Here is a 25,536-nt window from a genome sequence, read left to right as displayed (position 1 = left end):
TCGTTCAAGCCGAGACCGCTTCGCGGCTCGGCTGCATGGTGACGTGTACCACTCCGCCGTTCCGCGCAGCGGTCCGGCTTAACTCAGGCGTTAGACCGGTCCAGAGGCAGATGCCGGTCAACAAGCGTCAGGCCAATCTCGGTCGTTCGTGCACCGTCGTTCCCAGGGCTTTGAGCCTCGCCACAAACTCCGCGCCGGCTAGAGCGCCAGCACTCCGTTTCTGGGTTCAGCATCTCGTAAAGAGCGATCGTCAGCTCTACACTCGGCTCAGGTCGCGGGATCTTGGTCAAAAGCAACGGCTGGCCCCGGTCTAACAATTCGTTCAAGCCGAGACCGCTTCGCGGCTCGGCTGCATGGTGACGTGTACCACTCCGCCGTTCCGCGCAGCGGTCCGGCTTAACTCAGGCGTTAGACCTTGCGAAAGATTGACGCGATTGCAGAAAGAACCATTACCTGGCTTTTGGGGACGCTAACAGGGATCGGATGTCTTTGTGTTGTACAAATCACGTACAGGCCGAACATGAATGGCTACGCTCTGCTCACTGTCTTCTTCGTCGCATTGACCATTGCCCCCTCAGCGCTGGGCAATGCAGTTCGTGTCCGGCGGCTGGCAGGTCCTGATAGCGTGTTGGGCAAAGAAGCCCGCGTCGCCGCTATCTTGGCAGTCGTGTTCTACATAGGAATCGCAGTCTTCCTTGGCAGCTATGAGCCATGACTCGGGCAAGGTCTAACAATTCGTTCAAGCCGAGACCGCTTCGCGGCTCGGCTGCATGGTGACGTGTACCACTCCGCCGTTCCGCGCAGCGGTCCGGCTTAACTCAGGCGTTAGGCCGCCGAATCAAGCTTCTTGCCAATTTTTGCCAACAGCGGTAGGCTCAGCCACATGAGCACAATGAATATCTCTTTGCCAGAAACGTTGAAGTCCTTCGTCGACAAGCAAGTGTCGCAAGGTGGCTATGGCACTAGCAGCGAATATGTCCGAGAACTGATCCGCAAGGATCAAGATAGGCTGCGACTTCGCAACCTACTGCTTGCCGGTGCTGAGTCGGAGCTTGGAGCGACGCCGTTCTCCTCTAACTACTTTGATAGTTTGCGCCTGCGCGTAAGTAGGCCAAAGAAGCGGTGAAATCAAAGCCTGTAATCCCGCGCAAGCAGGCAGACGCCGATATTCAAGAGGCGTTTGACCACTACCTTACGGAAGCTGGATCTGAGATAGCGCTTTCATTTGCGGATGCACTGGAAACTGCAATAGCGCACATTAGCCGCCACCCAGCGGCTGGATCACCTCGGTACGCTCACGAGCTGAACCTTCCTGGTCTGAGGCATTGGTCAGTCAAGGGCTTTCCGTACTTGATTTTTTATGTCGAGCAAACGCAGCACATAGATGTCTGGCGTCTTTTGCAATCGCAGCGCGACATACCAGCTTGGATGCATGATCACGAGTAATTGCTGGCGGCCTAACAATTCGTTCAAGCCGAGACCGCTTCGCGGCTCGGCTGCATGGTGACGTGTACCACTCCGCCGTTCCGCGCAGCGGTCCGGCTTAACTCAGGCGTTAGGCAACAGCAAACAATGTTGCGCCCAATCTCAAAGCTAGAAGCCGCGCTCGTCCTTCGCACCTTAGAAGTGGGGGCCACGACTGATATTTCACCGGAACTTGTCGCGTCCGTCGGCTCCTTGCAAGTCACCGCTTTGTGCAAGTGTGGGTGCTCGACCGTGTGGTTTGGTCCCGACGGGGACGGCTCCAACGGACGAATTGTCGCGGAGGCCTTCGCGACATCGGCTGGAGAAGACATTCAGTTGATCGTCTGGGAACGCCATGGCGCACTCGTTGGCTTAGAGTTGGTTGGTCAAGGCGCGACACCCCTCCCGGATCTTGAGGCAGTTCGCCCATGGGATGTTGCCTAACAATTCGTTCAAGCCGAGACCGCTTCGCGGCTCGGCTGCATGGTGACGTGTACCACTCCGCCGTTCCGCGCAGCGGTCCGGCTTAACTCAGGCGTTAGCTGCGAAATGACACTACTCGACTACTGCAAGAAAGAAACGCAACGCCTGGCTGATCTAAGTGGACTTAGATTGGATAGCCTTACCACGACGGAAATGACCAGTACGCTTCTCAGCATTTCAGCCAACACCGACATTCATTCAATTTGGTGTATGCGCGGGCTCTGCATTGCATCGTTAGTCACCTACGCTCGGATATTCGGCCAAGGTGTAAGGGTCAAGATAAAGGACGAATTTATCGCCATTCTTAGCGTGAGCGAACAACAGCATCATCAGGAGTTTTTAGATCTTAGAGACAAATGGGCGGCCCACTCTGTCAATGACTATGAAACATCATTTGTTCAAGTTGAACTCTCAGAAGGGCCAACCGGTGAACCCGTCGTTAGCCGCGTCACTGATGGCACCGAGATGATATCTATCCTCTCCCCACAGCAAATGGCGCATCTCTTGGCACTATCTAAAAAGGCGACAGATTACCTTGGTAGTTTGATTGACGCGGAGCGTATAGCTGTAGCTTCCGCAATCCCTCAGTCCGATCTACTTGAATTGGCACGAGATAATTATGCGTTTTCCAGACCCACTAGGCGGAAGTCTCACTCTGAGAGGCACAGCCCTTTTCGCAGCTAACAATTCGTTCAAGCCGAGACCGCTTCGCGGCTCGGCTGCATGGTGACGTGTACCACTCCGCCGTTCCGCGCAGCGGTCCGGCTTAACTCAGGCGTTAGGCACCACATTTGAGGCATCTATGAGCTTTGACATGATGGTATTTGAGCCGAGCGCGGCTCCGCACGATCGCGCGTCTTTCATGAATTGGTACGCGAAACAAGCGGAATGGTCGGAAGACCATAGCTACGACGATCCTCAAGTCGCTTCTCCCGCGTTGCAGCGTTGGTTCGCGGAGATGATCCAGTTCTTCCCGCCAATCAACGGTCCGCTGTCTTCCCCAGACGCTGAAGGTCCGGAAGTCACAGACCATTGCATTGGTCAGAACGTCATCTATTCGGCGTTTAGCTGGTCTCTGGCAGATGAGGCTCACGCAAAGATGAGGGAGCTTGCGATCAAGCATGAGGTTGGCTTTTTCCACGCCAGTGATGATCCAGGAGAAATCCTCATCCCGGGCATCGGCCCACTTCCTTCTGCCGAGAAGAAGTGGTGGAAGTTCTGGTAGTGGTGCCTAACAATTCGTTCAAGCCGAGACCGCTTCGCGGCTCGGCTGCATGGTGACGTGTACCACTCCGCCGTTCCGCGCAGCGGTCCGGCTTAACTCAGGCGTTAGCCGCTAGTTGGAATGCAGATATCTTGAGACTTCAAATTGCTATGTCGGTCTACGTAAGCGACGAGCCATTCGGGCTCGTTCACGGTGAGCTTGATCTTTCCCATCTACCGAGAGTAGGTGAGCTAATCTCCTTCACTCAGCCGAACAGCGGAATCGAGCTCTTGCCTAAGGATCATCCGCTCAATCCTCTAATTTTCACTGTTTCTTCCGTTACGCACCGCGCAGGTACAGATCTATTTCCGCCACTGCTAAGCCTCAATGACATCATCCTCCGCACGACTCTTAGCGCACAGCAACTCCTAGACTATCTTGAGTCTGGATTTGGGCTCTTTGCTGAGCGGTGGGATAAGACTTAGTGCCTTGTTACGCGGCTAACAATTCGTTCAAGCCGAGACCGCTTCGCGGCTCGGCTGCATGGTGACGTGTACCACTCCGCCGTTCCGCGCAGCGGTCCGGCTTAACTCAGGCGTTAGGCACTGTGATCAACCTCGCCGCTTTCACGATTGTTCTTCCCGCTGTAATCGCAGCGGGAATTGTTGGCCTATGGCTTACGTCTAAGATTCGCTACTTTGTAGTTGTACTCACAGCGGCTCTAGCTGAGTACGTCTTTTGGATCTATTGGTTGCGCAAAGTACTGACCACACCGGAGTATGACGCGACAGTATTCGACTATGCCCTCCTTCCAACGTTAGCGCTCGTCATTGTCATGGTCGTGTCCTGGTATGCCATGACGAGACAAAAACGTCGGGTCCGTGCCTAACAATTCGTTCAAGCCGAGCCCGCTTCGCGGCCTCGTGCAAGTTCTGATAATTTTCACATGCCCAAGGCCGCAAATCGGTCCGGCTTAACTCAGGCGTTAGCGCCCATGACAAGCCGCGCAACTGAAAGACCACCGGACTATTCACTGAACATCTCCGCTTACTCGGACGCGGACGACCTATTTCATTGCGGCCGCTACAAGGAAGCGCTCGCGCTATTCAGGAACTCAGCGGATGCAGACCCGGAAGACGGGGACTGCTGGATCGCCATCGGCAGTTGCCATGACGCATTGAAACAACCCGCCAGAGCAGAGGCGGCGTATCGCAAAGCGATGACGTTGTGTGAACCGGAGTGGCACCCCGCCCTGCATTTCAATATGGGCAACTCGTGCTTTGACCGCGGGATGTACGCTCTAGCGATCCAGCACTACTTGCGCGTGCCTCGCGGACACAAGGCCTGGCCGGACGCCGAGCGCAATCGTAAACTGGCATTAATGCAACAGGCTGGGCGCTAACAATTCGTTCAAGCCGAGACCGCTTCGCGGCTCGGCTGCATGGTGACGTGTACCACTCCGCCGTTCCGCGCAGCGGTCCGGCTTAACTCAGGCGTTAGGGCGCTCACCTCGGGCTCATGCCCGCTTCGTTTACTCCGCACATTTGGCAAATATGCTCGCACAACAAATTTGTGAGCCGGCTCATGAAAAAAATGGCCTTGTTTGGCCTATGCGTTGCAGTGTGTAGCGCAATCATCTGGTCAATTCTTATGCTTGTAGTTGACCCAATACTTCCACCAGAAGTGATTGAACAGTCCTTCTCACCAAGAGCATTCCAGGGTAATGAAGTCCACTATGTCACTTGCTGTACCGCTGGAGGAACCGGCTCCTGCAGACTCACCTCGCCGCCACCCAAGATAGCCAAGACAATTCAGATAAGACGATCAAGATTGCGCGGGACATGCACGGTTCAAGCGCTCGATCGGGATCGGTTGCCATGCAAGTGCTCGTAGAATCACGCAGCGCCCTAACAATTCGTTCAAGCCGAGACCGCTTCGCGGCTCGGCTGCATGGTGACGTGTACCACTCCGCCGTTCCGCGCAGCGGTCCGGCTTAACTCAGGCGTTAGGTTTGACATGAAAGACTTCCGCAACTTGTTATTGGCACTCATGAGCATCGCAACAGCGAATACGTTCGCCGCTGACCCTTTGCCGCAGCCAGTACGAGCAATCGGAGTGGTCGGCGCTGACGCAACCGCAGTAATCCGGGTCTGCGCTGACAAGCAAGGGCGTCCATATGACATCTCAATGGTCCAGTCGAGCGGCGACAAGAAGATGGATCGCGCCGTTTTCCAAGCCGCGAAACGTTGGAAGTTCCCTCCCGTCAGAGCAGATGGCACGGAACGACCTGAGTGTGAGGACGTGCCCGTGTCCATGAAGGTCAACTAGCAAGAGCGTCAAACCTAACAATTCGTTCAAGCCGAGACCGCTTCGCGGCTCGGCTGCATGGTGACGTGTACCACTCCGCCGTTCCGCGCAGCGGTCCGGCTTAACTCAGGCGTTAGGCCTCATGACAGTAGGTTCGCGATCCATCGAACTTCTCAGAAGCCATCTGCATCAGCTCTCTGCAGACAAGCAGGCGGTTGCCCGTTACATATGTGCCAACTGGCCACTCCAAAGCAGACTTCCTCTCGGGGTCGCCACGCGAGCAGAAGCAGCTTACGGATTCTCAGTTCGTGATCTCGCCGGTGCCGAGCGGGTTGCACGCGAGCTCTTTCTGGAGTCGGCGGGGCTCTTCCGGGCACAATCACGTGAGGCCTAACAATTCGTTCAAGCCGAGACCGCTTCGCGGCTCGGCTGCATGGTGACGTGTACCACTCCGCCGTTCCGCGCAGCGGTCCGGCTTAACTCAGGCGTTAGGTGCGCAATGGGAATCAACGTTTACTGGAAGAACGAACGCGGTGAAGTTCTCGGCGAGCTTTCGGACGCTGATTTCCTTCTGAGCAACCTAAGTAAGCTCCTATATCAACAGCCCGGTTCGTGCGCTCGTTACATCGATCCTGCTGGTGACGCTTGCTTCAACCAGCTGCAGTTGCCTGATCTTCTCTCAGAGTTGCACCAAGTCCGTACCAAGGTCGCTGGCGGCAGGCCCGCTAAACAGCTGGATGACCTGATCACACTTGTTTCCGAGGCTCATGGCACAACACATTCATATGTTTGGTTCCTCGGTGACTAGGGGCGCACCTAACAATTCGTTCAAGCCGAGACCGCTTCGCGGCTCGGCTGCATGGTGACGTGTACCACTCCGCCGTTCCGCGCAGCGGTCCGGCTTAACTCAGGCGTTAGCGCCCATGAAGAATATCGCGATCACACTAGTCACCTTGATACTCGCGGCCTGCACGCCTGTGAGAGTTCAGCATGCATCGCCGCTCGCATTGCAGTCGTTCGAGTTTCTTGGCTGCAGCGGGGACTTTGAGGGTACGGACGCAAGGCCCCAAGTCTGGAGGCTTACGTCCGGTGATACGGTCAGCTTTCTTACGCACACGGTCGCAGCATGCGGCTTATCCGGCCGGGCTCCCTCAGTAGTTGGTCATACAGATGCGCTGAACCTAAATTATGAGTTGCACTCTCCAACAGACGTCGCAATCATGTGTGAGTGTGAGTACTGGGCCAAATTCACCTTTGGCCGAGAGGCTTATCGCGTTAACAAGGTCACGTTCGCTGGCGAGCAAGTCGTGCATAAGGGTACGTGGCCTGGGCGCTAACAATTCGTTCAAGCCGAGCCCGCTTCGCGGCCTCGTGCAAGTTCTTGCAAGTTTCACTTGCCCAAGGCCGCGCAGCGGTCCGGCTTAACTCAGGCGTTAGGCCGCAGGAGAGCATTCAATGAGACCCATAGTGATTATTGCCCTTCTATCCCTCACGGCTTGCGCGCAAGCTGACGACCAGATTAGGGCTCTTCCAGCTTCAATAGCAGTTACCCCAGACTCAATTGAAGCGTCTGGTCGGTGGGTTACAGACACAGAGGTAGGTTCTCCGCCCTTGTCAAAGATCAACACCGTACAGATCATTTGCCGCAAAGAGACCATGTCGTGCACTGAGGCGGTCGCAGCACTCATGACAAAGGAAGATGAACCGCGCATGCCCTCTTCCGCCCTGTTCTCCCTCCTAAGTGAATACACGATTGAATCCTGGACAGACACAAAGATCCGCGCCAAGTCTGGGAAAAAGGTTGCAGATGTGATCCTTGAATTTGATCTCACTAACAAGACCGCGACCAGACACCATCAAGAAACAAAAGCCAGAGGCAATCAGACTGCGAATCCAGATTTTATTGTTGAGTGGGAACTTCTCTAGAAATTCCGGGCAGCGGCCTAACAATTCGTTCAAGCCGAGACCGCTTCGCGGCTCGGCTTGCGTGCTAGCGTGTAGCACGCCGCCGTTCCGCAAAGCGGTCCGTCTTAACTCAGGCGTTATGCGCGGTCAAACGCAAAGAGCTTTTCGATCTTTTTTGGCAACAGTGACCAAGTTGCAATTCAGTGGTTTGGTGTTGGCTGTGTGCAGTTGTTCGTTGGCAAAGGCAGATCCGCACCGCCTACCGGCCTGTCTTTCGTGATGTGGCAATCGCATCCCGATCTTCGCGGGCTTAAGATCACTTCAGCCCGCCGGGTTCACCCACTGCATCAGGCGCATAACAATTCGTCCAAGCCGACACCGCTTCGCGGCGTCGTGCAAGTCTTGCTAATCTTCACTTCCACAACGCCGCAAATCGGTGCGGCTTAACTCAGGCGTTAGGTGGGCATCGTGAAATTTCGCGATTTCATTCGCTATCGGATTGAGGCTGGCAAACGTGGCTTCCTTTTACGACCAGCTGACGACTGGCAAGTCTCTTTCCAGCCTGGCGGGCTTGTCATCTCTCATATCGACTATCGACCGTTTCTTGCCCCAGGTGGCTCGGAGAATTTTGTCGCATGGTCAGAGATTGAAAGAGTCTTCGCCGGACAGACTGATGATTTCACTTGGGACACGATTTGGATCACCTTCATTCTCAAAGATGGCGCCTCGTGCTCGGTCCCAGAGACGGCCAAGCGTTGGGACCAACTCTTGGACCAAATTCCTGCCAATCTTCGTACTGCGTTGCGCAAAGAAAGTTGGCTGCCTCAAGTCATGCGCACAGCGTTTGACTCAAATATCACTCAATTGTATCCAGGGCCCACCTAACAATTCGTTCAAGCCGAGACCGCTTCGCGGCTCGGCTGCATGGTGACGTGTACCACTCCGCCGTTCCGCGCAGCGGTCCGGCTTAACTCAGGCGTTAGCGGGCATGAAGCAACTAAGCGCAGCCATTTGCATCTTCGGCAGTTTGCTGGCGGGTTGTGGCCCTCTTGATGTTTTGGAGACCACCTATTCCGACATGACTGAAGTCAAATCGAGAGGCGGCATCTCAAGCGGTTGGATTCCCTCATGGCTCCCTGACTCAGCAACCGAACTCCATGAAATCCATAACATCGACACTAACGAAAGCGCTCTTTCTTTCAAGCACAAGCTAGGCACGGCTTGGCGGCCACCCGCACAGTGCAAGCTCATCCCAGCTTCAGAAGCTAAGCCATCGCGCTACAGGCAGGAATGGTGGCCAACTGAGCGCCAGCTACTCAGCTCGTACGTTTTCTATCGCTGTCCAGCAGACGCGTCATCTAAACCTGTTCTTGTGGGCGTGCACAACTCTGGAGGTGTATCGGTTGTTTGGCGCGTGTCTGCCCGCTAACAATTCGTTCAAGCCGAGACCGCTTCGCGGCTCGGCTTGCGTGCTAGCGTGTAGCACGCCGCCGTTCCGCAAAGCGGTCCGTCTTAACTCAGGCGTTAGACCGGTCCAGAAACAAAGGCCGGTCAACAAGCGTCAAGCCATATTGGTGTTTTTTCTTCCCTCGCCTCGCCCAGGCCTCTGATCCTCGCCACAAACTCCGTGCCGGCCAGAGCGCCGGCACTCCGTTTCTGGGTTCGACTTGCTCGCAAAGAGCAGTTGTCGGCACTAGACTCAAGTCAGATCAGTTCGTTGGCCAAAAGCACGGCTGGCACCGGTCTAACAATTCGCTCAAGCCGAGCCCGCTTCGCGGCCTCGGCGCTGGCCGGCTATGATTTGACCATCGCCAATGCCGCGCAGCGGCCCGGCTTAGCTCAGGCGTTAGCGCGGGGTAGAACGAGTTCACAGAACTTGCTCTTAGAAAATTTGTGCTTGCTCCCGCCCTCCCCGAAAGTGCTCGCGATCAGCAACTGCCGATCTTGTCCAGGCGTTGGTTCTCGGGAAAAGCGGTGGCTGGCCCTGACCGAACGCCAGCTTCGACGGCCGGGATGCAATCAGGTTGGCAATCTGAGCCTCTGTGACTACGCACCGCGCTAACAATTCGTCCAAGCCGACACCGCTTCGCGGCGTCGTGCAAGTCTTGCTAATCTTCACTTCCACAACGCCGCAAATCGGTGCGGCTTAACTCAGGCGTTAGGCCTCACAAATGATCGTCATCGAACTGGTAGTCAACGGCAAATTAGTTTCGTCTGCTGGCTCAGATAGCTTGAGCGTGCTATCCCATACCCTCACTGCGCGAGGGAAACTAGGATCTGCATCACAAGGCACGGCCAACTTAAAGGATTCGTGCATCCTAGAGACCAGTCTCACGGGACTCACGTCGGCCACAGATGAGCCGATGCACGTCCACCTTCATTGGCATCACGCTCAACTATCCGTTGGAGATGAGCTCACATTGCGCATCGTAGAACGTTCCACAGCTGACAATCCGCTACCAGAACAGAGAACGGGTGAGGCCTAACAATTCGTTCAAGCCGAGACCGCTTCGCGGCTCGGCTGCATGGTGACGTGTACCACTTCGCCGTTCCGCGCAGCGGTCCGGCTTAACTCAGGCGTTAGGCCGCATGTACGAAACTATCGGCTATGTGATGTTTGGCTCCTCAGCAGTCATCGCATTGATTGCTGTCTCAGGCATTTACCCGGCTCGCCGACTCTTCCTTCAGAGAACCCCTAAGGCCGGTAGATCGCTCTGGACCGTCGTGGGACTGGCGCTTGCTACTCCACTCGCGGTTTTGGCCATCTATGAGTTTCGGCTGTCATCTATGAACCATCCAGATGCTCGGGCCCTTCAAATGATGCCCGTGACGCTGGGTGATCTTCCAATCCTCTACTTGCTAAGCGCTTCAGTTGCAGCAATATTGCTATGGCTTTTGTTGGCGTTGAACCAACGCACTGCGGCCTAACAATTCGTTCAAGCCGAGACCGCTTCGCGGCTCGGCTGCATGGTGACGTGTACCACTCCGCCGTTCCGCGCAGCGGTCCGGCTTAACTCAGGCGTTAGCGCGGGGTAGAACGAGTTCACGGAACCTGCTCTTAGAAAATTTATGCTGGCTCCCGCCCTCCCCGAGAGTGCTCGCGATCAGCAACTGTCGATCTTCTCCAGGCATTGGTTCTCGGAAAAAGCGGCGGCTGGCCCTGACCGAACGCCACCTTCGACGGCCGGGATGCAATCAGGTTGGCCATCTGAGCCTCTGTGACTACGCACCGCGCTAACAATTCGTCCAAGCCGACACCGCTTCGCGGCGTCGTGCAAGTCTTGCTAATCTTCACTTGCACAACGCCGCAAATCGGTGCGGCTTAACTCAGGCGTTAGCCCGCAGAAGAAATAGATCATCGCTTAGAGCATTCTCGGCAAAGCCCGAAGATCTTCCCTGATCGCCTCTCGCCCGCGCTCCGTCGCACCTCAAACCCGCTACAACTCCGCGCGGTGAAACATTTCTTGGCTTCAAATGAACTCAGTTCGCTTCCAATCTGCAAGAACAGCCGGCTTCAGCGGGCTAACAATTCGTCCAAGCCGACACCGCTTCGCGGCGTCGTGCAAGTCTTGCTAATCTTCACTTGCACAACGCCGCAAATCGGTGCGGCTTAACTCAGGCGTTAGGCCTCATGGAGTACCAGCGAATGTCTGGCAACGAACCGCAGGTCGCTTGGGAATTCAACTTCGCAATTGAGCAAGATGGCGGCGGACTCATCACGGTGGATCAGGCCAACGAATTCATGGGTGCAATTGTCGTGCTGGCTGAAGCTCGCGGCCTACAGATTGGCGGCGGCTACAGCGCATACAAGGCAAGCTCGGAACCGTTGTTCCCACTTAGGCCCGAGTAGTTAAGGCTGAGGCCTAACAATTCGTTCAAGCCGAGCCCGCTTCGCGGCCTCGTGCAAGTACCATTGAGTTTCACTTGCCCAAGGCCGCAAAGCGGCCCGGCTTAACTCAGGCGTTAGACCGGTCCAGAAACAAATGCCGGTCAACAAGCGAAACGCTCGGAGCCGCGGGCCCTCGCCTGTTCCAGGCCTTTGATCCTCGCCACAAACTCCGTGCCGGCTAGAGCGGCCGGCACTCCGTTTCTGGGTTCGGCATCTCGCAAAGAGCGGTTGTCGGCACTAGACTCAGGTCAGATCGGTTCGTTGGTCAAAAAGCACGGCTGGCACCGGTCTAACAATTCGTTCAAGCCGAGACCGCTTCGCGGCCTCGTGCAAGTTCCTTGCAAGTTTCACTTGCCCAAGGCCGCAAATCGGCCCGGCTTAACTCAGGCGTTAGGTGCCTATGAACCAGTATCGCCTGCCAGCATTTGCTGCTCTCAGTTCATTGCCCTCGATCTGTATAGCTTCGGGTCCTGGACAAGCAGAACTGTTGGGCCTGCTTTTCTTCGGATCAATCGCGTTCTCTGCGGCGACCCATTTGCTGTCTTTAGGCATATTTCTTCCGCTGCTCAGACGTGGTGCTCTGCAACGCACGTCCTATGCGTACCTGATTCCGATCCTAGGAATGACCAGCTTGTACATCATCTTTGCGGTTGCAGTTGGGATTTCAGCCGCGTGGCTGGCACATCTCGCAGCATTGACAGGGCTACTCATTCCAGCCGGCGTGTATGTCTTTCTGCTAGCGCTTTTTGGGAGTAAGGGCGGCACCTAACAATTCGTTCAAGCCGAGACCGCTTCGCGGCTCGGCTTGCGTGCTAGCGTGTAGCACGCCGCCGTTCCGCGCAGCGGTCCGTCTTAACTCAGGCGTTAGCCCTACAGATGACTATCGATACGACCGGAAGGTGGTGGGTCGGCAGTGCTCCTCAAGACATAGAGGAGTACCTGGAGGCTTACAGTTCTGATGGATACCAGACCCACGTGTTCCGCTTAGCCCGCTGCAGTTGCGGATCCGATCAATTCAGCCTTGAAGCCGACGACAACGAGGGGGTTGCCCGCAGAACATGCACTGCGTGCGGAGTTGCGCACTTCATCTGCGACAGTCAAGAGTATTGGAGTGACGCTGAGCCGGAGAGCTGGCAATGTAGTGAGTGCCAATCTTCGGGTGCCAATATAGGAGTTGGATTCTCCCTCTACGCAGATAGCACAGATATCAAATGGCTTTACGTGGGATACCGCTGTTCAACGTGCGGCGTCCTTGGCTGCTTCGCTGGGTGGAAGATTGGCTATGGCCCGTCCCATGAACTACTTGATCGCGTGTAGGGCTAACAATTCGTTCAAGCCGAGACCGCTTCGCGGCTCGGCTGCATGGTGACGTGTACCACTCCGCCGTTCCGCGCAGCGGTCCGGCTTAACTCAGGCGTTAGCTCTCTTATGACAGATCAATCGCACCTCGACTCGAAGTACTTCGTAGATGGAAGGGTCTACAACTGTCCATTCTGCAATCGGCGACACGTTGCCTATCACGTGTACGACCATGTCACTTTTGACTGGACGGATGAAAAGCCCTGCACCGCGTACTTCGTGCGCTGCGAGTCATGCCACCACAAGTCAATGCACTTGTCGTTTGATCCCCCAGGCGTAGTTAACTCCGGCTCTTGGAGCGGCACTACCACGTACCGCTTTCGGCAAGTGGAAGGTAGCAGCCTCAGTGAGATCCTTGACGGACTGTTCTTTTACTCTGTACCGACCTCGTTCTTCGTTCTAGACGACAGAGTGCCACGACCGCTCCGGGAACTTCTTACGGAAGCAGAGGGGTGTCTTAAGAGTAACTATTTGACCGGCGCGTCAGCCTGTGCGCGCAAGATCGTTTATGAGCTTGGCGTACTGAGTGAAGCGGAAGGAGAGAACTATGACGAGCGGATCAAGTCACTGAAGGAAAAGCACCCGGAGGTCGACCCCACGTTCTTCGACACTCTTCTTACGATCCAACAGGTAACAAGCGCCAAGGTTCATGAAAATTCCTACGACGGCTGGCAATCCAAGCATCTGCGAGTGATCCTTGCCTCACTTTCTGAAGTGCTGCATGAAATCTATGTGGTTCCTGCATTGCGAGCGGATCGGCGTAAACAAGTTCTTGCACTCAGAGATAGCCTCACGCCTAAGCCAAAACCCAATGAGTAAGAGAGCTAACAATTCGTTCAAGCCGAGACCGCTTCGCGGCTCGGCTGCATGGTGACGTGTACCACTCCGCCGTTCCGCGCAGCGGTCCGGCTTAACTCAGGCGTTAGCGCGGGGTAGAACGAGTTCACGGAATTTGCTCTAAAAATTATTCTGTTGTTCTCAGCTGTTGTCGCAATTGCTCGCGATCAGCCAGCAAAAACGCTTCTTCAGGCGTTGGTTTTTCGGGAAAGCGGTGGCTGGCCCTGACCGAACGCCACCTTCGACGGCCAGGATGCAATCAGGTTGGCCATCTGAGGCTCTGTGACTACGCACCGCGCTAACAATTCGTCCAAGCCGACACCGCTTCGCGGCGTCGTGCAAGTCTTGCTAATCTTCACTCGCACAACGCCGCAAATCGGTGCGGCTTAACTCAGGCGTTAGCCGTCAATGAAAGGATTTCCCGTCGTTGCGATTGTTCTACTAGCTTCTACTTGCCTGGGATGTGATCCAATCTCAGAGACAAGGGTTGAGATTGACAGTCCGACAGCTAGGGGCATGAGTTGCGCTGTGGAGGCGCTGCGTAGAGCCGGGTTCGATGCAGAGGGCTTCCCCGAGGAGTCTCACGTGCCGGTACAAAGCGGCGACATCTACATGGGCCTCCGTGTGCGGAGAGGTGGCTACGAACTTTACGTTTCTAAGGTCGGGAAACCACATACTAGCGGGGAGATTCAGAAATTTTCTGCCCATATGAGACGGGCCTCCCAAGTAATCGTTACGCAATGCTCTGGTTCGGCACCACCAAAGATTAGTGTTGAAATCCCGGCAAAGAACTGCAGCGTTCGTGTTGACGGCTAACAATTCGTTCAAGCCGAGACCGCTTCGCGGCTCGGCTGCATGGTGACGTGTACCACTCCGCCGTTCCGCGCAGCGGCCCGGCTTAACTCAGGCGTTATGCGCGGTCAAACGCAAAGAGCTTTTCGATTTTTTTGTGGGCAGCTCTGATTGCCTTGCAAGTTGTCAGCCTGTTGTTGGCTCAATGCATGTGTTCATTGGCAACAGCGGTTTCGGGCCGCTCACCGCCTTGGCTTTCGTGAAGTGACTCTCGCGTCCCGATCTTCGCGGGCCTAAGATCGCTTCATCCGCGTTGCTTCGCCTACTCTCAGACGCTGCATAACAATTCGTCCAAGCCGACACCGCTTCGCGGCGTCGTGCAAGTCTTGCTAATCTTGACTCGCACAACGCCGCAAATCGGTGCGGCTTAACTCAGGCGTTAGATGCCATGCTCAAGTACTTCGCATTTGCAGTATTCGTCCTATCCGCTTCAGGATGTTCCTCTGTCGCTCAGAAGGTGGCCAAGGAAGAGTGCTGGAAGCACACAATAGATCGAGTGGACTTGGCCAGGAACACGCTGACCATGTGCAGCAATGGGATTTATGCCACGCGAACGATCTACTACCCGAACCCAAATTCAGCTCCTACAACCTGTAGTCAGGCCGGAACAGTAGACACCAGCCGAGAGAAGATTGACTTCAACCTCAAAGTCGGAGAGTGCGAGAACGGCCGCCAAGTCGGGCCTGCTGAAATTCATTGCACTAGAACTGATAGCCAAGACCTTGTTTGCAACATCGACAACCAAGAAGGCTTTCTCTTCTCGCGAACAGGGCATGGCATCTAACAATTCGTTCAAGCCGAGACCGCTTCGCGGCCGCGGAAATGGTCGTAAGATTCAACCATCGCCGCGGCCGCAAAGCGCTCCGGCTTAACTCAGGCGTTATGCGTGGTCACCCGTAACCGCGCTTCTTCGGCTTGAATCCATCAGCCATGCGATCTGAAGTCCCCAATTGATCGTGCAATGCAGCTGACAGTGTTGGCTTTACTGGCCACCAACCAACCTGGCCTTCGTGAAGTGACCTTCGCATCCCGATCTTCGCGGGCTTAAGATCGCTTCAGCCCGCCGGGTTCACCGACTGAATCAGGCGCATAACTAATCGTTCAAGCCGAGACCGCTTCGCGGCTCGTGTAAGTCGCTATGATCTTCACTCGCCCAAAGCCGCAAAGCGGCCCGGCTTAACTCAGGCGTTAGGCGCTTATCGATGAGCAAAGTTTGGATCCCAACTTCAAAGCAACACGAGCTACTTTTCGCGGAGCTTGGAAGGTGTGTTTATGTTTTCCAAGGAATTGAGGCAAGACTTAAGATGATGCTGCCTCATCTAATTCCGCCCGGGAAAGACGCCAGCCTTGCTGGTGAAGACCCTTCCAACTGGAGGCTCTACCTAGACTCAAAGAACACACTCGGCCCTTTGATTCAAAAGCTGAAAGAGCACGTCGACTCAAGCCATCCAGAACTGCTAGACCGAGATTGGACGCAAATCGTCAAATATCGTAACGAGGTGATGCACCATTACGTAGAGCAGCCGTTCTCGCGCCTTGACACGGAATCGAAGTTCTATGAGGCACTGAATTTCCTCAGGCACCGTAGAGAAACTGCTGTGCCATTGCTTTTGATTCTGCAAGATATATGCATTGGCTTAATCGATCGACTGGAATCAGATGGAGCGCATACGGAATCAATCAAGCTTCAGTGGCGCGCGCCTAACAATTCGTTCAAGCCGAGACCGCTTCGCGGCTCGGCTTAAATGGTGACGCGTACCATCACGCCGTGCCGCGCAGCGGTCCGGCTTAACTCAGGCGTTAGGCGCGCACAGGAATCTTCTAGTCGTGACTGCCAAGACCAATCAGCCGGCGGGTTTGATAACGGTTGTGCTAAATCAGGCAGCGCCGTTCGGCGACCGTCATGATGCAGCAATGGATCTTGGTGAATACGATGAGCCGGAGGCTGAGGCGGCTCTTCTGCAACTTGTTCAAGATCAATCGGTTGATCCAGACATTGCTGACGCTGCTGGAGAGTCGATATGGTCAATCTGGTCTCGCCAGGACCGCAGCGAGCCAGCATTGATTGAATCGTTCCACCCGGAGGCGCGTAAGTTCTTTGTGCATGGGCGCGCCTAACAATTCGTTCAAGCCGAGACCGCTTCGCGGCTCGGCTTGCGTGCTAGCGTGTAGCACGCCGCCGTTCCGCAAAGCGGTCCGTCTTAACTCAGGCGTTAGCGCTCAAGTTCACACAAAGCTTGGCCACGGGCTTCGGCGACAGTGCGCGTCCGCGTGGGACCGCGTGAATTGCTTTCGCTCCGCTTGACGGCGGGCTTCGGTGGCAACTCCATCGCGCCCTGCCCGATCATCCAGGAAAGCAGCCGACCACAGGCCAATCGGATGATGCGCAACTGAAAGCGGGGCTCCAGAAAGGGCGTCGCGCTAACAATTCGTTCAAGCCGAGCCCGCTTCGCGGCCTCGTGCAAGTGCTATATATTTTCACCTGCCCAAGGCCGCAAATCGGCCCGGCTTAACTCAGGCGTTAGGCCCATCAAAAAGCACGTGCCATTTTTATGCAGCATCGGAGTGATCACCGCATTCCTGCACAACTCTGGTCTTCGGTATTTGGTGTATTCGTCGATATCCTGCTTCTACACTGAGGGCTGCACACTGCCCGCTTGGCACGACATCACCCTCAAAGTTCTCTATTTCCCCTACGCGCTGCTCTCCGATCTCGTAGGTCCGATCTCCGAGACAGGGGCCGCGGTGCTTTCCGGAGCGTGGGGGATTTCTGCGACGCTCATCGCGTGGGCGCTGTTCGCCAATTTCCGCGTCCAAAACTAGGCGTCGGACTTCGGGCAAATTTCGGCTACTCTGTGCAACCGTGTGGTTCAGTCCCTTCGGCAACATCTTTGTTTCGTCGCTGCTTTGGTTCTCTCGGTGCTGCACGCGCAAGCCGTCGCATGTGCGGTCTCGTCGCCTAAAACGCTGGCCTAACAATTCGTTCAAGCCGAAACCGCTTCGTTACGGCAAAAACATGGCAGGAAAAGCTTGCCATGTTTTTACCTCCACTACGCGTTTCGGCTTAACTCAGGCGTTAGCCCGCATGAAGCAACTTCTCATCTCCGTACTCAGCGCAATAATTACGATCGCACTCATTGCGGCCACCGTTTTCGGCTTCATGTGGTACGCGGAGAGGCAGTACATGAAGGACATGCAATCCACCGCTCCTGTACACGCCCCCTGCAAGACCGCACCGGCAGGACTCGCTATTGAAAGGCACAATTTCGTGCCAGACGTGGATCAAGTAGCCATCTTTGGCGTGGCCCACAATTCTTCAAACCTCGAGTGGCGTGATGCTGTAATTTCCGCAACGATTGGAAAGCCAGGGTCACAAATCAACGAGTGTGAAACGCGACTCATTGGCCCTATTCCTGCGGGCGCAAAGAGACCGTTCCTGATTCAATGCAGCAAGACAGAGATCACTCAAGAGTCAGCTGTAATCGAGTACCAAGTAAAGATCAGTGAAGCATGTGAGGCTGCGGGCTAACAATTCGTTCAAGCCGAGACCGCTTCGCGGCTCGGCTGCATGGTGACGTGTACCACTCCGCCGTTCCGCGCAGCGGTCCGGCTTAACTCAGGCGTTAGACCTGCCATGAAAGTTCTCTGCTCTTTTTGCGCTCTACTGCTAGGCGCGGCGTCCGGCGCATCAACAGGCAAAGAACCGATGCAAGAATGCACTTCTAATCTCGCGCCGGTGTTTTTCGTTGCACCCGAGCTTCCACGCCGCTTGCATAACGAGTTCCCCGGACAGGTGGAAATCTCCCTCACAATCCTGGCGACAGGACTGGTGGAGTTACCCGAGATCACTTCTGCAACTTGGCATCCGATCGGCCGCAGTCGCGGGAAGCCCAGCGGATATGACGAGTCAATCGTTTCTGCCCTCTCTAAATGGCGCTACCCTTCACGGCGCACGGCTTGCCGCCACACGTTTCCCATTGAGTTTGAGTGGCGGGGATAACTGTTGGCAGGTCTAACAATTCGTTCAAGCCGAGCCCGCTTCGCGGCCTCGTGCAAGTACCATTGAGTTTCACTTGCCCAAGGCCGCAAAGCGGCCCGGCTTAACTCAGGCGTTAGACCGGTCCAGAAACAACTGCCGGTCAACAAGCGTCACGCCAAGTTGGGTTTGTTCTTCCCTCGCTTGTCTCAGGCCTTTGATCGTCGCCACAAACTCCGTGCCGGCTAGAGCGGCCGGCACTCCGTTTCTGGGTTCAGCACTTCGCAAAGAGCGATCGTCAGGTCTAGACTTGGCCCAGTTCATGGGTTCTTGGTCAAAAGCCACGGCTGGCACCGGTCTAACAACTCGTTCAAGCCGAGCCCGCTTCGCGGCCTCGTGCAAGTTCTTGCAAGTTTCACTTGCCCAAGGCCGCAAAGCGGCCCGGCTTAACTCAGGCGTTAGCCCCCAATGAGACATGCATCGCTCTTGCTAGCTCCATTCTTCGTACTAGGCTGCAGCTCTATGCTGATCTCAGCTAAACGAACGCCCGGCGAGAACTACGCATCACTGACACTGCTAGCAGAACAGCAACAGACAGATCCCAACTGGGGGTACGGCATACTCAGCGTGGATGACCAAGATATTGACGGGAATGGACTTCACATCTATGTGGCTCGTGGAACGCGTTCCATCTACTACACGTGTCCGAATTATTTTGTCTTTGATGGCAGCATGAAACTTGTATTCAACTTTACTGCAGGTGAGAACTACGTGCTTAAGTGTGACCGCCAAGGGAACGGGTCAATTCACAAAGTTCCCGCAGTTGGGGGCTAACAATTCGTTCAAGCCGAGACCGCTTCGCGGCTCGGCTGCATGGTGACGTGTACCACTCCGCCGTTCCGCGCAGCGGTCCGGCTTAACTCAGGCGTTAGACCGGTCCAGAGAAAATGCCGGTCAACAAGCGCAAAGCTCGGAGCCGGGCCCTCGCCTGTTTCAGGCATTCGATCCTCGCCACAAACTCCGTGCCGGCTAGAGCGGCCGGCACTCCGCTTCTGGGGTCAGCAGTTCGCAAAGAGCGATCGTCAGTTCTACACTTGGCTCTGTTCACGGGTTCTTGGTCAAAAGCCACGGCTGGCACCGGTCTAACAATTCGTTCAAGCCGAGCCCGCTTCGCGGCCTCGTGCAAGTTCTTGCAAGTTTCACTTGCCCAAGGCCGCAAAGCGGCCCGGCTTAACTCAGGCGTTAGGGCGCAAATGAAGGTTCCCTGTCTACTCATCGCCCTATTCGCAAGCCTTTCGGTCGGTGCCACCCCGCCGCCGCCGCAGAAGGCGACCTTCGTCTACGTGCACAAGGCCGCACGGCAAATGTTCCTATATGACGGGAAAGAACTCCTAGCAACGTTCCCGATCTCTTTGGGCCGTTCGCCCGTTGGTCACAAGGAGCGTGAGGGTGACAAGAGAACCCCGGAGGGCCGCTACGTCCTCGATTACAAGAACCCGAACAGCCAGTACTACCTGTCAATCCACGTCTCGTATCCGAACGCCCAAGACAAAAAGCACGCCAGGGAGCTTGGTGTATCGCCAGGCGGCGACATCATGATTCACGGCCAACCCAATAGCTCCAGCTACTCTCCTGACGTTCTTCAGCGCTACGACTGGACTGACGGCTGCATTGCAGTGACCAACGCGCAAATGGATCAAATCTGGGCCATGATTGATGTGCCGGTAACAATCCAGATTGCGCCCTAACAATTCGTTCAAGCCGAGACCGCTTCGCGGCTCGGCTGCATGGTGACGTGTACCACTCCGCCGTTCCGCGCAGCGGTCCGGCTTAACTCAGGCGTTAGCGCCTTACTCCATGAAGATCCCAGCACTCACACTTTTACTTCTATTTGCAGGCGGCGCGATCGCTCAGACGCCGTCGGCAAAGACGACCCAAGAAGTGGGCCAGCTCTTTGCCGCCCTGAAGCAATCCAACTGTGAGTTCTCCCGCAACGGATCTTGGCACAATGCCCAGAAAGCGAGCGAGCACCTGCAGCGCAAGTATGATTACCTGCTGAAGAAGCGCTTGGTAACGACCACCGAGTCATTCATTGAACTTGCCGCCACAAAGAGCAGCATGTCGGGCAAGCCCTACCAGGTACGCTGTGGCAAGACAGCTCCGGTATCGAGCAGCTCTTGGTTTAAAAGCCAGCTAAACGCGGTTCGTAGTGGCGGCCGGCGCTAACAATTCGTTCAAGCCGAGACCGCTTCGCGGCTCGGCTTGCGTGCTAGCGTGTAGCACGCCGCCGTTCCGCAAAGCGGTCCGTCTTAACTCAGGCGTTAGACCAACTAGGGGAAAGTCATGCAGGTCATACAAAGAACAGTCCTTCTACTCGCACTGTCAATGTCTGTAGGCTTTGTCACTCTCCTGCACCCAACTGCGGCTCAAGCCCAAGACGTCATCGAATCACAGATCGATGGTGAGTTCGAAGGATGGGAAGGCGAGACCGTAATAAAGCTCCAGAACGGTCAGATTTGGCTGCAGACCGAGTACCACTATCACTATCACTACGCCTACTCCCCTGACGTCATCATCTTTCAAACGAGTGGAGGCTGGAAGATGAAAGTCGAGGGCACTGACAAGGCCGTTGGGGTTCGTCAGCTACGTTAGGCGTTGGTCTAACAATTCGTTCAAGCCGAGACCGCTTCGCGGCTCGGCTGCATGGTGACGTGTACCACTCCGCCGTTCCGCGCAGCGGTCCGGCTTAACTCAGGCGTTAGGCCGCAGAAGGATCCATGACGCAATCACCTACAAAAGACCGCTTGGACGTCTGGTTCGACGGATCCGCCATTTGCATTGTCGCTGTTGCTTCAAATGGTGACCCGCTGGACATGAGTGAGAGTGAGGCTGAAGAATTCCTAGCCAAGCTTCAGTTGTGCATTGCCCAGGCAAAGGCGGCATGAGTCACGCAGGTGCGGCCTAACAATTCGTTCAAGCCGAGACCGCTTCGCGGCTCGGCTGCATGGTGACGTGTACCACTCCGCCGTTCCGCGCAGCGGTCCGGCTTAACTCAGGCGTTAGGCCGCATATGACAATCGTCGAGATCCAAGGCTGGCAAGTTGGGTTCAACAAGGTTGCATGTACGAACATCATCAGGGCCGCTACCGGCATAGACCTTGTCCAGGGTAAGGCGATAACGGATGGTGTACTTAGTGGTGAGACTCAACGTGTCTACGTTTCAGACAACTCGATGGCACAGCAGCTAGTGAATGACTTGACGGAGATTGGGGCAATTGCGTCCATCGCTGCGGCCTAACAATTCGTTCAAGCCGAGACCGCTTCGCGGCTCGGCTTAAATGGTAGCGTTTACCATCCCGCCAAGCCGCGCAGCGGCCCGGCTTAACTCAGGCGTTAGGGCGCACCCCATTTCTTACGGACTCCAACCTTGCTTACGCATCGTCAAGATCAGCTGCTCTCAATCTCGCAGGCAGTCATTGGTCGCCTCATTGGCTCGCAGTCGCTGGTGCCTTGCTTCGCGCTATTAATGCACGCTCACGGTCAGGTTCAGGAGCTTTTCCCGGCATTCCAACCAGGAGAAGAAGAGCAATCATTTGGCTCACTTGTTGACGAACTTCAGCAAGGCATCACCGCCGGGGCGCTGGGCACAGCCCTCGTCATTCTTCTTGAGCCACCGACAGTTGAAGACAACACAAGCGGCGCTATGATCGACATTGAGCAGCGCGGAGAACAACGATTCATGGCCTACCTACCCTTTTCGGTTGTCGACGGACTCGCATCCTTTCAACAGCCAAAGTTGACGGCAAAAGCGCCAGCATTGTTCCGTGCGCCCTAACAATTCGTTCAAGCCGAGACCGCTTCGCGGCTCGGCTGCATGGTGACGTGTACCACTCCGCCGTTCCGCGCAGCGGCCCGGCTTAACTCAGGCGTTAGCCCTTATGACACAAGTCTTGCCACTCAAACCGCTATCGAGCTACGAACGGATAGAGGACGAGAATGCAGTGGGCGCCTATCTCTCAAAACTTTTCTGCTACCACACTAATCGCAATGCTTGGCATGGCAATCCTTCAGGGGAAGTCAGAGGCTTCGGAACCAGTTTTTCTGAGCTAACTACCAAGTGCGAACAGGAACGAACCCAAGGCACCACCTTCTACATAGATGAAGTGCCAGCTCTCGCAATTCTTGGGAAATCGCACAGCTTGGTAATCGCGGTCAGGGGCAATGCACCTTTCAAAGACGCAACTCATATCTCATTCACAGGACGATCCGTTCAACAGATCAAGGACGAAATTCTCGCTCCATTCAAATGGACTTATCTAACGGATCAGTTTCTTGTTCCAAATTCAGCGCTTCCACCAGCAACCTTTCCCTTCAACTATTATTGGGCGCAGCCACAAGGTGCAGGTAAACGTCTTCGATGGTATCGCAACACAACATCACCGCCAGACATTGAGCATGCACTCTTAGTTCTTTCGAGAATCTGCATGCACCTTAACGCTACGGGCTAACAATTCGTTCAAGCCGAGCCCGCTTCGCGGCCTCGTGCAAGTTCTTGCAAGTTTCACTTGCCCAAGGCCGCAAAGCGGCCCGGCTTAACTCAGGCGTTAGGCTGCAGGAGAATTACATGGGAAAGCACGACTTTTCACACCTCTTCGCGCTGTACCCAAAGCACATCGCTGCGATGCCTGATACGTTCACTAGTCACGACTTCATCCTTCGCCTTGCCCAACAAAATCAGGCGGCGTACGTGGAAGCTCTTAACTCTTACAAAGGCGGCGGTGAGCCGTTCATGGTTGTCCACCAGCAACTCTCGGCTCAACTAAACAAGTTCCCTGACCTAGTTGAGCCACATGGGAGAGCATCGAGTCATGACATTTTTGGCCACTCCAACACTTGTAGCCAGTGGCGTAAGCGCGCAGCAGCCTAACAATTCGTTCAAGCCGAGCCCGCTTCGCGGCCTCGTGCAAGTACCATTGAGTTTCACTTGCCCAAGGCCGCAAAGCGGCCCGGCTTAACTCAGGCGTTAGACCGGTCCAGAAGAAAGTGCCGGTCAACAAGCGTCAAGCCAAGTTGGTGTTTGATCTTTCCTTGCCGGCCCAGGCTTTTGATCTTCGCCACAAACTCCGTGCCGGCAAGAACGCCGGCACTCCGTTTCTGGGTTCAGCATTTCGCAAAGAGCGATCGTCAGTTCTAGACCTAGCTCAGGTCATGGGTTCTTGGTCAAAAGCCACGGCTGGCACCGGTCTAACAATTCGTTCAAGCCGAGACCGCTTCGCGGCCTCGTGCAGGTTCTGCTAGATTTTCACCCACACAAGGCCGCAAAGCGGTCCGTCTTAACTCAGGCGTTAGGCTTGCAAGAGAACATCGCGTATCGTGATGTCGTTTTAACAACAGGAGACATGCCATGGTCAAAGTAGCCTTGTTCGTTCGCCTTGAAGCGAAACCCGGAAAAGAGAAAGAGGTTGAGAGCTTCCTTGTGAGTGGCCTTCCCATCGTCAATGAGGAGCCTGCCACCATTGCATGGTTTGGCATTCGCCTTGGACCAAGCACTTTCGGAATTTTTGATGCTTTCCCGGATGAAGCGGGTCGGCAGGAACATCTCTCCGGCAAGGTCGCAGCAGCGTTGATGGCAAAGGCAGGTGAGTTGTTCTCCGAGCCTCCCTCCATCGAAAACGTTGATGTACTTGCGGCAAAGCTACCCGGCGAGCAAGCCTAACAATTCGTTCAAGCCGAACTTGCTTCGTTACAGCAAAAGCGTGGCAGAAAAAGCTTGCCACGCTTTTGCCTCCACTACGCAAGTCGGCTTAACTCAGGCGTTAGACCGGTCCAGAAACAAAGGCCGGTCAACAAGCGGCAAGCCAAGTTGGCGTTGTTCTTGCCTCGCCTTGCCCAGGCTTTTGATCCTCGCCACAAACTCCGTGCCGGCTAGAGCGCCGGCACTCCGTTTCTGGGTTCGACTTGCTCGCAAAGAGCGGTTGTCGGCACTAGACTCAGGTCAGATCGGTTCATTGGTCAAAAGCAACGGCTGGCACCGGTCTAACAATTCGTTCAAGCCGAGACCGCTTCGCGGCCTCGTGCGAGCGCTGCTCATTTTCACTCGCCCAAGGCCGCAAATCGGCCCGGCTTAACTCAGGCGTTAGCTGCAAAGAGCTCACATGCCGTCACTTCCATTCGATACGCGAGTTGACCGTCTAGGCCACCTGACTGTCCTCGCCAGGCGTTTCTACGACGTTTGGTGGGTCTATGTCGGGGCTGACACAAGGCCTAACATCATTGACGCAATGAACCGGTTTCCGGAGTTCTTTCGCTTTGATGAGCACGCGAACTTTGTATCTCTGGTGACGCATCTCGCCTCATTGTTCGAGAATCGCAATGACACAATCAACTTCGAGTCGCTTATCGCAGAAGCGGAAAAGGACGGACTCATATCCGACGACCGGATTGCCGATGCCAAATCCGCCCTTTCGTCCGTAAGCCACTTGCGGCCGAAGCTAGCCATACTCCGCAGTAATCTTTTCTCCCACCGTAGCAAATCGCTCTCATACGAGGCGGCTTTCGATAAGGCGGCCATAACGCCGAACCAGTTCCGAGACCTAACGAGCGCAGGTCTCACAATCGCAAACGCACTTCTCGTCGGGCGTGGACAGCGTGAGATCTTCTTCACAAAGACCACGGCTTCCCAAACTTTGAAAATGCTGCAAACCCTGAAAGAGCGCAGCTAACAATTCGTTCAAGCCGAGACCGCTTCGCGGCTCGGCTGCATGGTGACGTGTACCACTCCGCCGTTCCGCGCAGCGGTCCGGCTTAACTCAGGCGTTAGCTTTGTTATGAACACAGTGGTGACTTTGAAGAAAATTCTATTCGCGGCTGCGCTTTTCTCCGCGGCGCCCGGCCATGCAGATGACAGCCAATTAACTGCGCCATGGCTAACTGGCTTTTGGTACGCAACCGCACCAAAAGAAAAGGATATTGAGGGGTCTGTCATGGAATTCCGCGCTGATGGCTCTTACATTCTGTACGACAAGGAATGCTTCCCAGAGACCGAACCAGGTGAAGTCACTTATCGCGATTTCGGTGATGAGATTCAGGTTCAAAGCCGTGCCGTTGGTGAAAAACCTAGGACCCTCGTCTTCCACGCAAGCCCGGACAAAAGGAGCCTCACTCTGACCTTTCCAGACTCAGGGACGACGGCAACTATTGAACGCACCCCAGGGAACAAGTGCGTCGCACAAAGCTAACAATTCGTTCAAGCCGAGACCG

At 55.4% G+C, this 25,536-nt stretch carries 27 protein-coding genes; 26 read left to right on the top strand and 1 reads right to left on the bottom strand.

Annotated features, from left to right (window positions below; all coding sequences use genetic code 11):
* Window positions 1-520 precede the first annotated feature (520 nt).
* From H9L16_RS12315 to H9L16_RS12210, 23 genes are all read left to right on the top strand, one after another.
* The gene (locus H9L16_RS12315; protein WP_187551972.1) at window positions 521-715 is read left to right on the top strand and encodes a hypothetical protein; all 195 of its coding nucleotides are present in this window, start codon (window positions 521-523) and stop codon (window positions 713-715) included.
* 168 nt (window positions 716-883) lie between these two features.
* Window positions 884-1,126, top strand: a complete 243-nt coding sequence (locus H9L16_RS12310; RefSeq protein ID WP_187551971.1) for a type II toxin-antitoxin system ParD family antitoxin — start codon at window positions 884-886, stop codon at window positions 1,124-1,126.
* Window positions 1,123-1,446: a type II toxin-antitoxin system RelE/ParE family toxin gene (locus H9L16_RS12305; RefSeq protein WP_187551885.1), complete on the top strand. Its 324-nt coding sequence runs from the start codon at window positions 1,123-1,125 to the stop codon at window positions 1,444-1,446. Before H9L16_RS12310 ends, H9L16_RS12305 begins: the two co-directional genes overlap by 4 nt.
* A gap of 567 nt (window positions 1,447-2,013) precedes the next feature.
* On the top strand, window positions 2,014-2,631 hold the full coding sequence (locus H9L16_RS12300) for a hypothetical protein (protein ID WP_187551970.1): 618 nt from the start codon (window positions 2,014-2,016) through the stop codon (window positions 2,629-2,631).
* Between the two features lie 118 nt (window positions 2,632-2,749).
* Window positions 2,750-3,172 (top strand): hypothetical protein, encoded by a 423-nt coding sequence (locus tag H9L16_RS12295; RefSeq protein ID WP_187551969.1) that lies wholly within the window; start codon window positions 2,750-2,752, stop codon window positions 3,170-3,172.
* Window positions 3,173-4,097: 925 nt separating this feature from the next.
* On the top strand, window positions 4,098-4,553 hold the full coding sequence (locus H9L16_RS12290) for a tetratricopeptide repeat protein (RefSeq protein ID WP_187551968.1): 456 nt from the start codon (window positions 4,098-4,100) through the stop codon (window positions 4,551-4,553).
* A 614-nt stretch (window positions 4,554-5,167) separates the two neighbouring features.
* The gene (locus H9L16_RS12285; protein WP_187551967.1) at window positions 5,168-5,479 is read left to right on the top strand and encodes a TonB family protein; all 312 of its coding nucleotides are present in this window, start codon (window positions 5,168-5,170) and stop codon (window positions 5,477-5,479) included.
* A gap of 1,590 nt (window positions 5,480-7,069) precedes the next feature.
* On the top strand, window positions 7,070-7,384 hold the full coding sequence (locus H9L16_RS12280) for a hypothetical protein (protein WP_187551966.1): 315 nt from the start codon (window positions 7,070-7,072) through the stop codon (window positions 7,382-7,384).
* A 447-nt stretch (window positions 7,385-7,831) separates the two neighbouring features.
* Complete coding sequence (locus tag H9L16_RS12275; RefSeq protein WP_187551965.1) at window positions 7,832-8,248, top strand: hypothetical protein; 417 nt, start codon at window positions 7,832-7,834, stop codon at window positions 8,246-8,248.
* 103 nt (window positions 8,249-8,351) lie between these two features.
* Window positions 8,352-8,792, top strand: coding sequence for a YbbD-related protein (locus tag H9L16_RS16605; protein WP_484600440.1), 441 nt, complete (start codon window positions 8,352-8,354; stop codon window positions 8,790-8,792).
* A gap of 2,217 nt (window positions 8,793-11,009) precedes the next feature.
* Complete coding sequence (locus H9L16_RS12270) at window positions 11,010-11,213, top strand: hypothetical protein (protein ID WP_187551964.1); 204 nt, start codon at window positions 11,010-11,012, stop codon at window positions 11,211-11,213.
* A 439-nt stretch (window positions 11,214-11,652) separates the two neighbouring features.
* On the top strand, window positions 11,653-12,021 hold the full coding sequence (locus tag H9L16_RS12265; RefSeq protein ID WP_187551963.1) for a hypothetical protein: 369 nt from the start codon (window positions 11,653-11,655) through the stop codon (window positions 12,019-12,021).
* A 752-nt stretch (window positions 12,022-12,773) separates the two neighbouring features.
* Window positions 12,774-13,430: a hypothetical protein gene (locus H9L16_RS12260; RefSeq protein ID WP_187551962.1), complete on the top strand. Its 657-nt coding sequence runs from the start codon at window positions 12,774-12,776 to the stop codon at window positions 13,428-13,430.
* A gap of 2,072 nt (window positions 13,431-15,502) precedes the next feature.
* Window positions 15,503-16,045 carry a hypothetical protein gene (locus H9L16_RS12255; RefSeq protein ID WP_187551892.1) on the top strand — a complete coding sequence of 181 codons (543 nt, stop codon included), beginning with the start codon at window positions 15,503-15,505 and terminating at the stop codon, window positions 16,043-16,045.
* Window positions 16,046-16,127: 82 nt separating this feature from the next.
* Window positions 16,128-16,418: a hypothetical protein gene (locus tag H9L16_RS12250; RefSeq protein ID WP_187551961.1), complete on the top strand. Its 291-nt coding sequence runs from the start codon at window positions 16,128-16,130 to the stop codon at window positions 16,416-16,418.
* Window positions 16,419-16,865: 447 nt separating this feature from the next.
* Window positions 16,866-17,123 (top strand): hypothetical protein, encoded by a 258-nt coding sequence (locus H9L16_RS12245; RefSeq protein ID WP_187551960.1) that lies wholly within the window; start codon window positions 16,866-16,868, stop codon window positions 17,121-17,123.
* 262 nt (window positions 17,124-17,385) lie between these two features.
* The gene (locus tag H9L16_RS12240; RefSeq protein WP_187551959.1) at window positions 17,386-17,829 is read left to right on the top strand and encodes a hypothetical protein; all 444 of its coding nucleotides are present in this window, start codon (window positions 17,386-17,388) and stop codon (window positions 17,827-17,829) included.
* Between the two features lie 1,700 nt (window positions 17,830-19,529).
* On the top strand, window positions 19,530-20,024 hold the full coding sequence (locus tag H9L16_RS12235) for a L,D-transpeptidase family protein (RefSeq protein WP_187551958.1): 495 nt from the start codon (window positions 19,530-19,532) through the stop codon (window positions 20,022-20,024).
* Window positions 20,025-20,133: 109 nt separating this feature from the next.
* Complete coding sequence (locus H9L16_RS12230) at window positions 20,134-20,502, top strand: YfeK family protein (protein WP_187551957.1); 369 nt, start codon at window positions 20,134-20,136, stop codon at window positions 20,500-20,502.
* A gap of 117 nt (window positions 20,503-20,619) precedes the next feature.
* Complete coding sequence (locus H9L16_RS12225; RefSeq protein WP_187551956.1) at window positions 20,620-20,928, top strand: hypothetical protein; 309 nt, start codon at window positions 20,620-20,622, stop codon at window positions 20,926-20,928.
* Window positions 20,929-21,053: 125 nt separating this feature from the next.
* Window positions 21,054-21,221: a hypothetical protein gene (locus tag H9L16_RS12220; protein WP_187551955.1), complete on the top strand. Its 168-nt coding sequence runs from the start codon at window positions 21,054-21,056 to the stop codon at window positions 21,219-21,221.
* Window positions 21,222-21,703: 482 nt separating this feature from the next.
* A complete protein-coding gene (locus H9L16_RS12215; RefSeq protein ID WP_187551954.1) occupies window positions 21,704-22,111 on the top strand; it encodes a hypothetical protein in 408 nt (135 codons plus the stop codon).
* Window positions 22,112-22,214: 103 nt separating this feature from the next.
* On the top strand, window positions 22,215-22,784 hold the full coding sequence (locus H9L16_RS12210; protein ID WP_187551953.1) for a hypothetical protein: 570 nt from the start codon (window positions 22,215-22,217) through the stop codon (window positions 22,782-22,784).
* Window positions 22,785-22,918: 134 nt separating this feature from the next.
* Here H9L16_RS12210 and H9L16_RS12205 read toward each other — a convergent pair whose 3' ends face one another.
* A complete protein-coding gene (locus tag H9L16_RS12205; protein WP_187551952.1) occupies window positions 22,919-23,083 on the bottom strand; it encodes a hypothetical protein in 165 nt (54 codons plus the stop codon).
* Window positions 23,084-23,680: 597 nt separating this feature from the next.
* Between H9L16_RS12205 and H9L16_RS12200 the strand changes: the two genes are divergently transcribed.
* The 3 genes from H9L16_RS12200 to H9L16_RS12190 all read left to right on the top strand — a co-directional run bounded on the left by H9L16_RS12200 (window position 23,681) and on the right by H9L16_RS12190 (window position 25,514).
* Window positions 23,681-23,992 carry a putative quinol monooxygenase gene (locus tag H9L16_RS12200; protein ID WP_187551951.1) on the top strand — a complete coding sequence of 104 codons (312 nt, stop codon included), beginning with the start codon at window positions 23,681-23,683 and terminating at the stop codon, window positions 23,990-23,992.
* A 439-nt stretch (window positions 23,993-24,431) separates the two neighbouring features.
* Complete coding sequence (locus H9L16_RS12195) at window positions 24,432-24,998, top strand: AbiU2 domain-containing protein (protein ID WP_187551950.1); 567 nt, start codon at window positions 24,432-24,434, stop codon at window positions 24,996-24,998.
* Window positions 24,999-25,103: 105 nt separating this feature from the next.
* Complete coding sequence (locus tag H9L16_RS12190; protein ID WP_187551949.1) at window positions 25,104-25,514, top strand: hypothetical protein; 411 nt, start codon at window positions 25,104-25,106, stop codon at window positions 25,512-25,514.
* Window positions 25,515-25,536: the final 22 nt, after the last annotated feature.

It is taken from the genome of Thermomonas carbonis (assembly GCF_014396975.1).
In the GTDB taxonomy this organism is placed as follows: Bacteria; Pseudomonadota; Gammaproteobacteria; order Xanthomonadales; family Xanthomonadaceae; genus Thermomonas; species Thermomonas carbonis.
The sequence above is the reverse complement of the archived record's forward strand: the minus strand, read 5'-3'. Positions and strand labels throughout refer to the sequence as shown.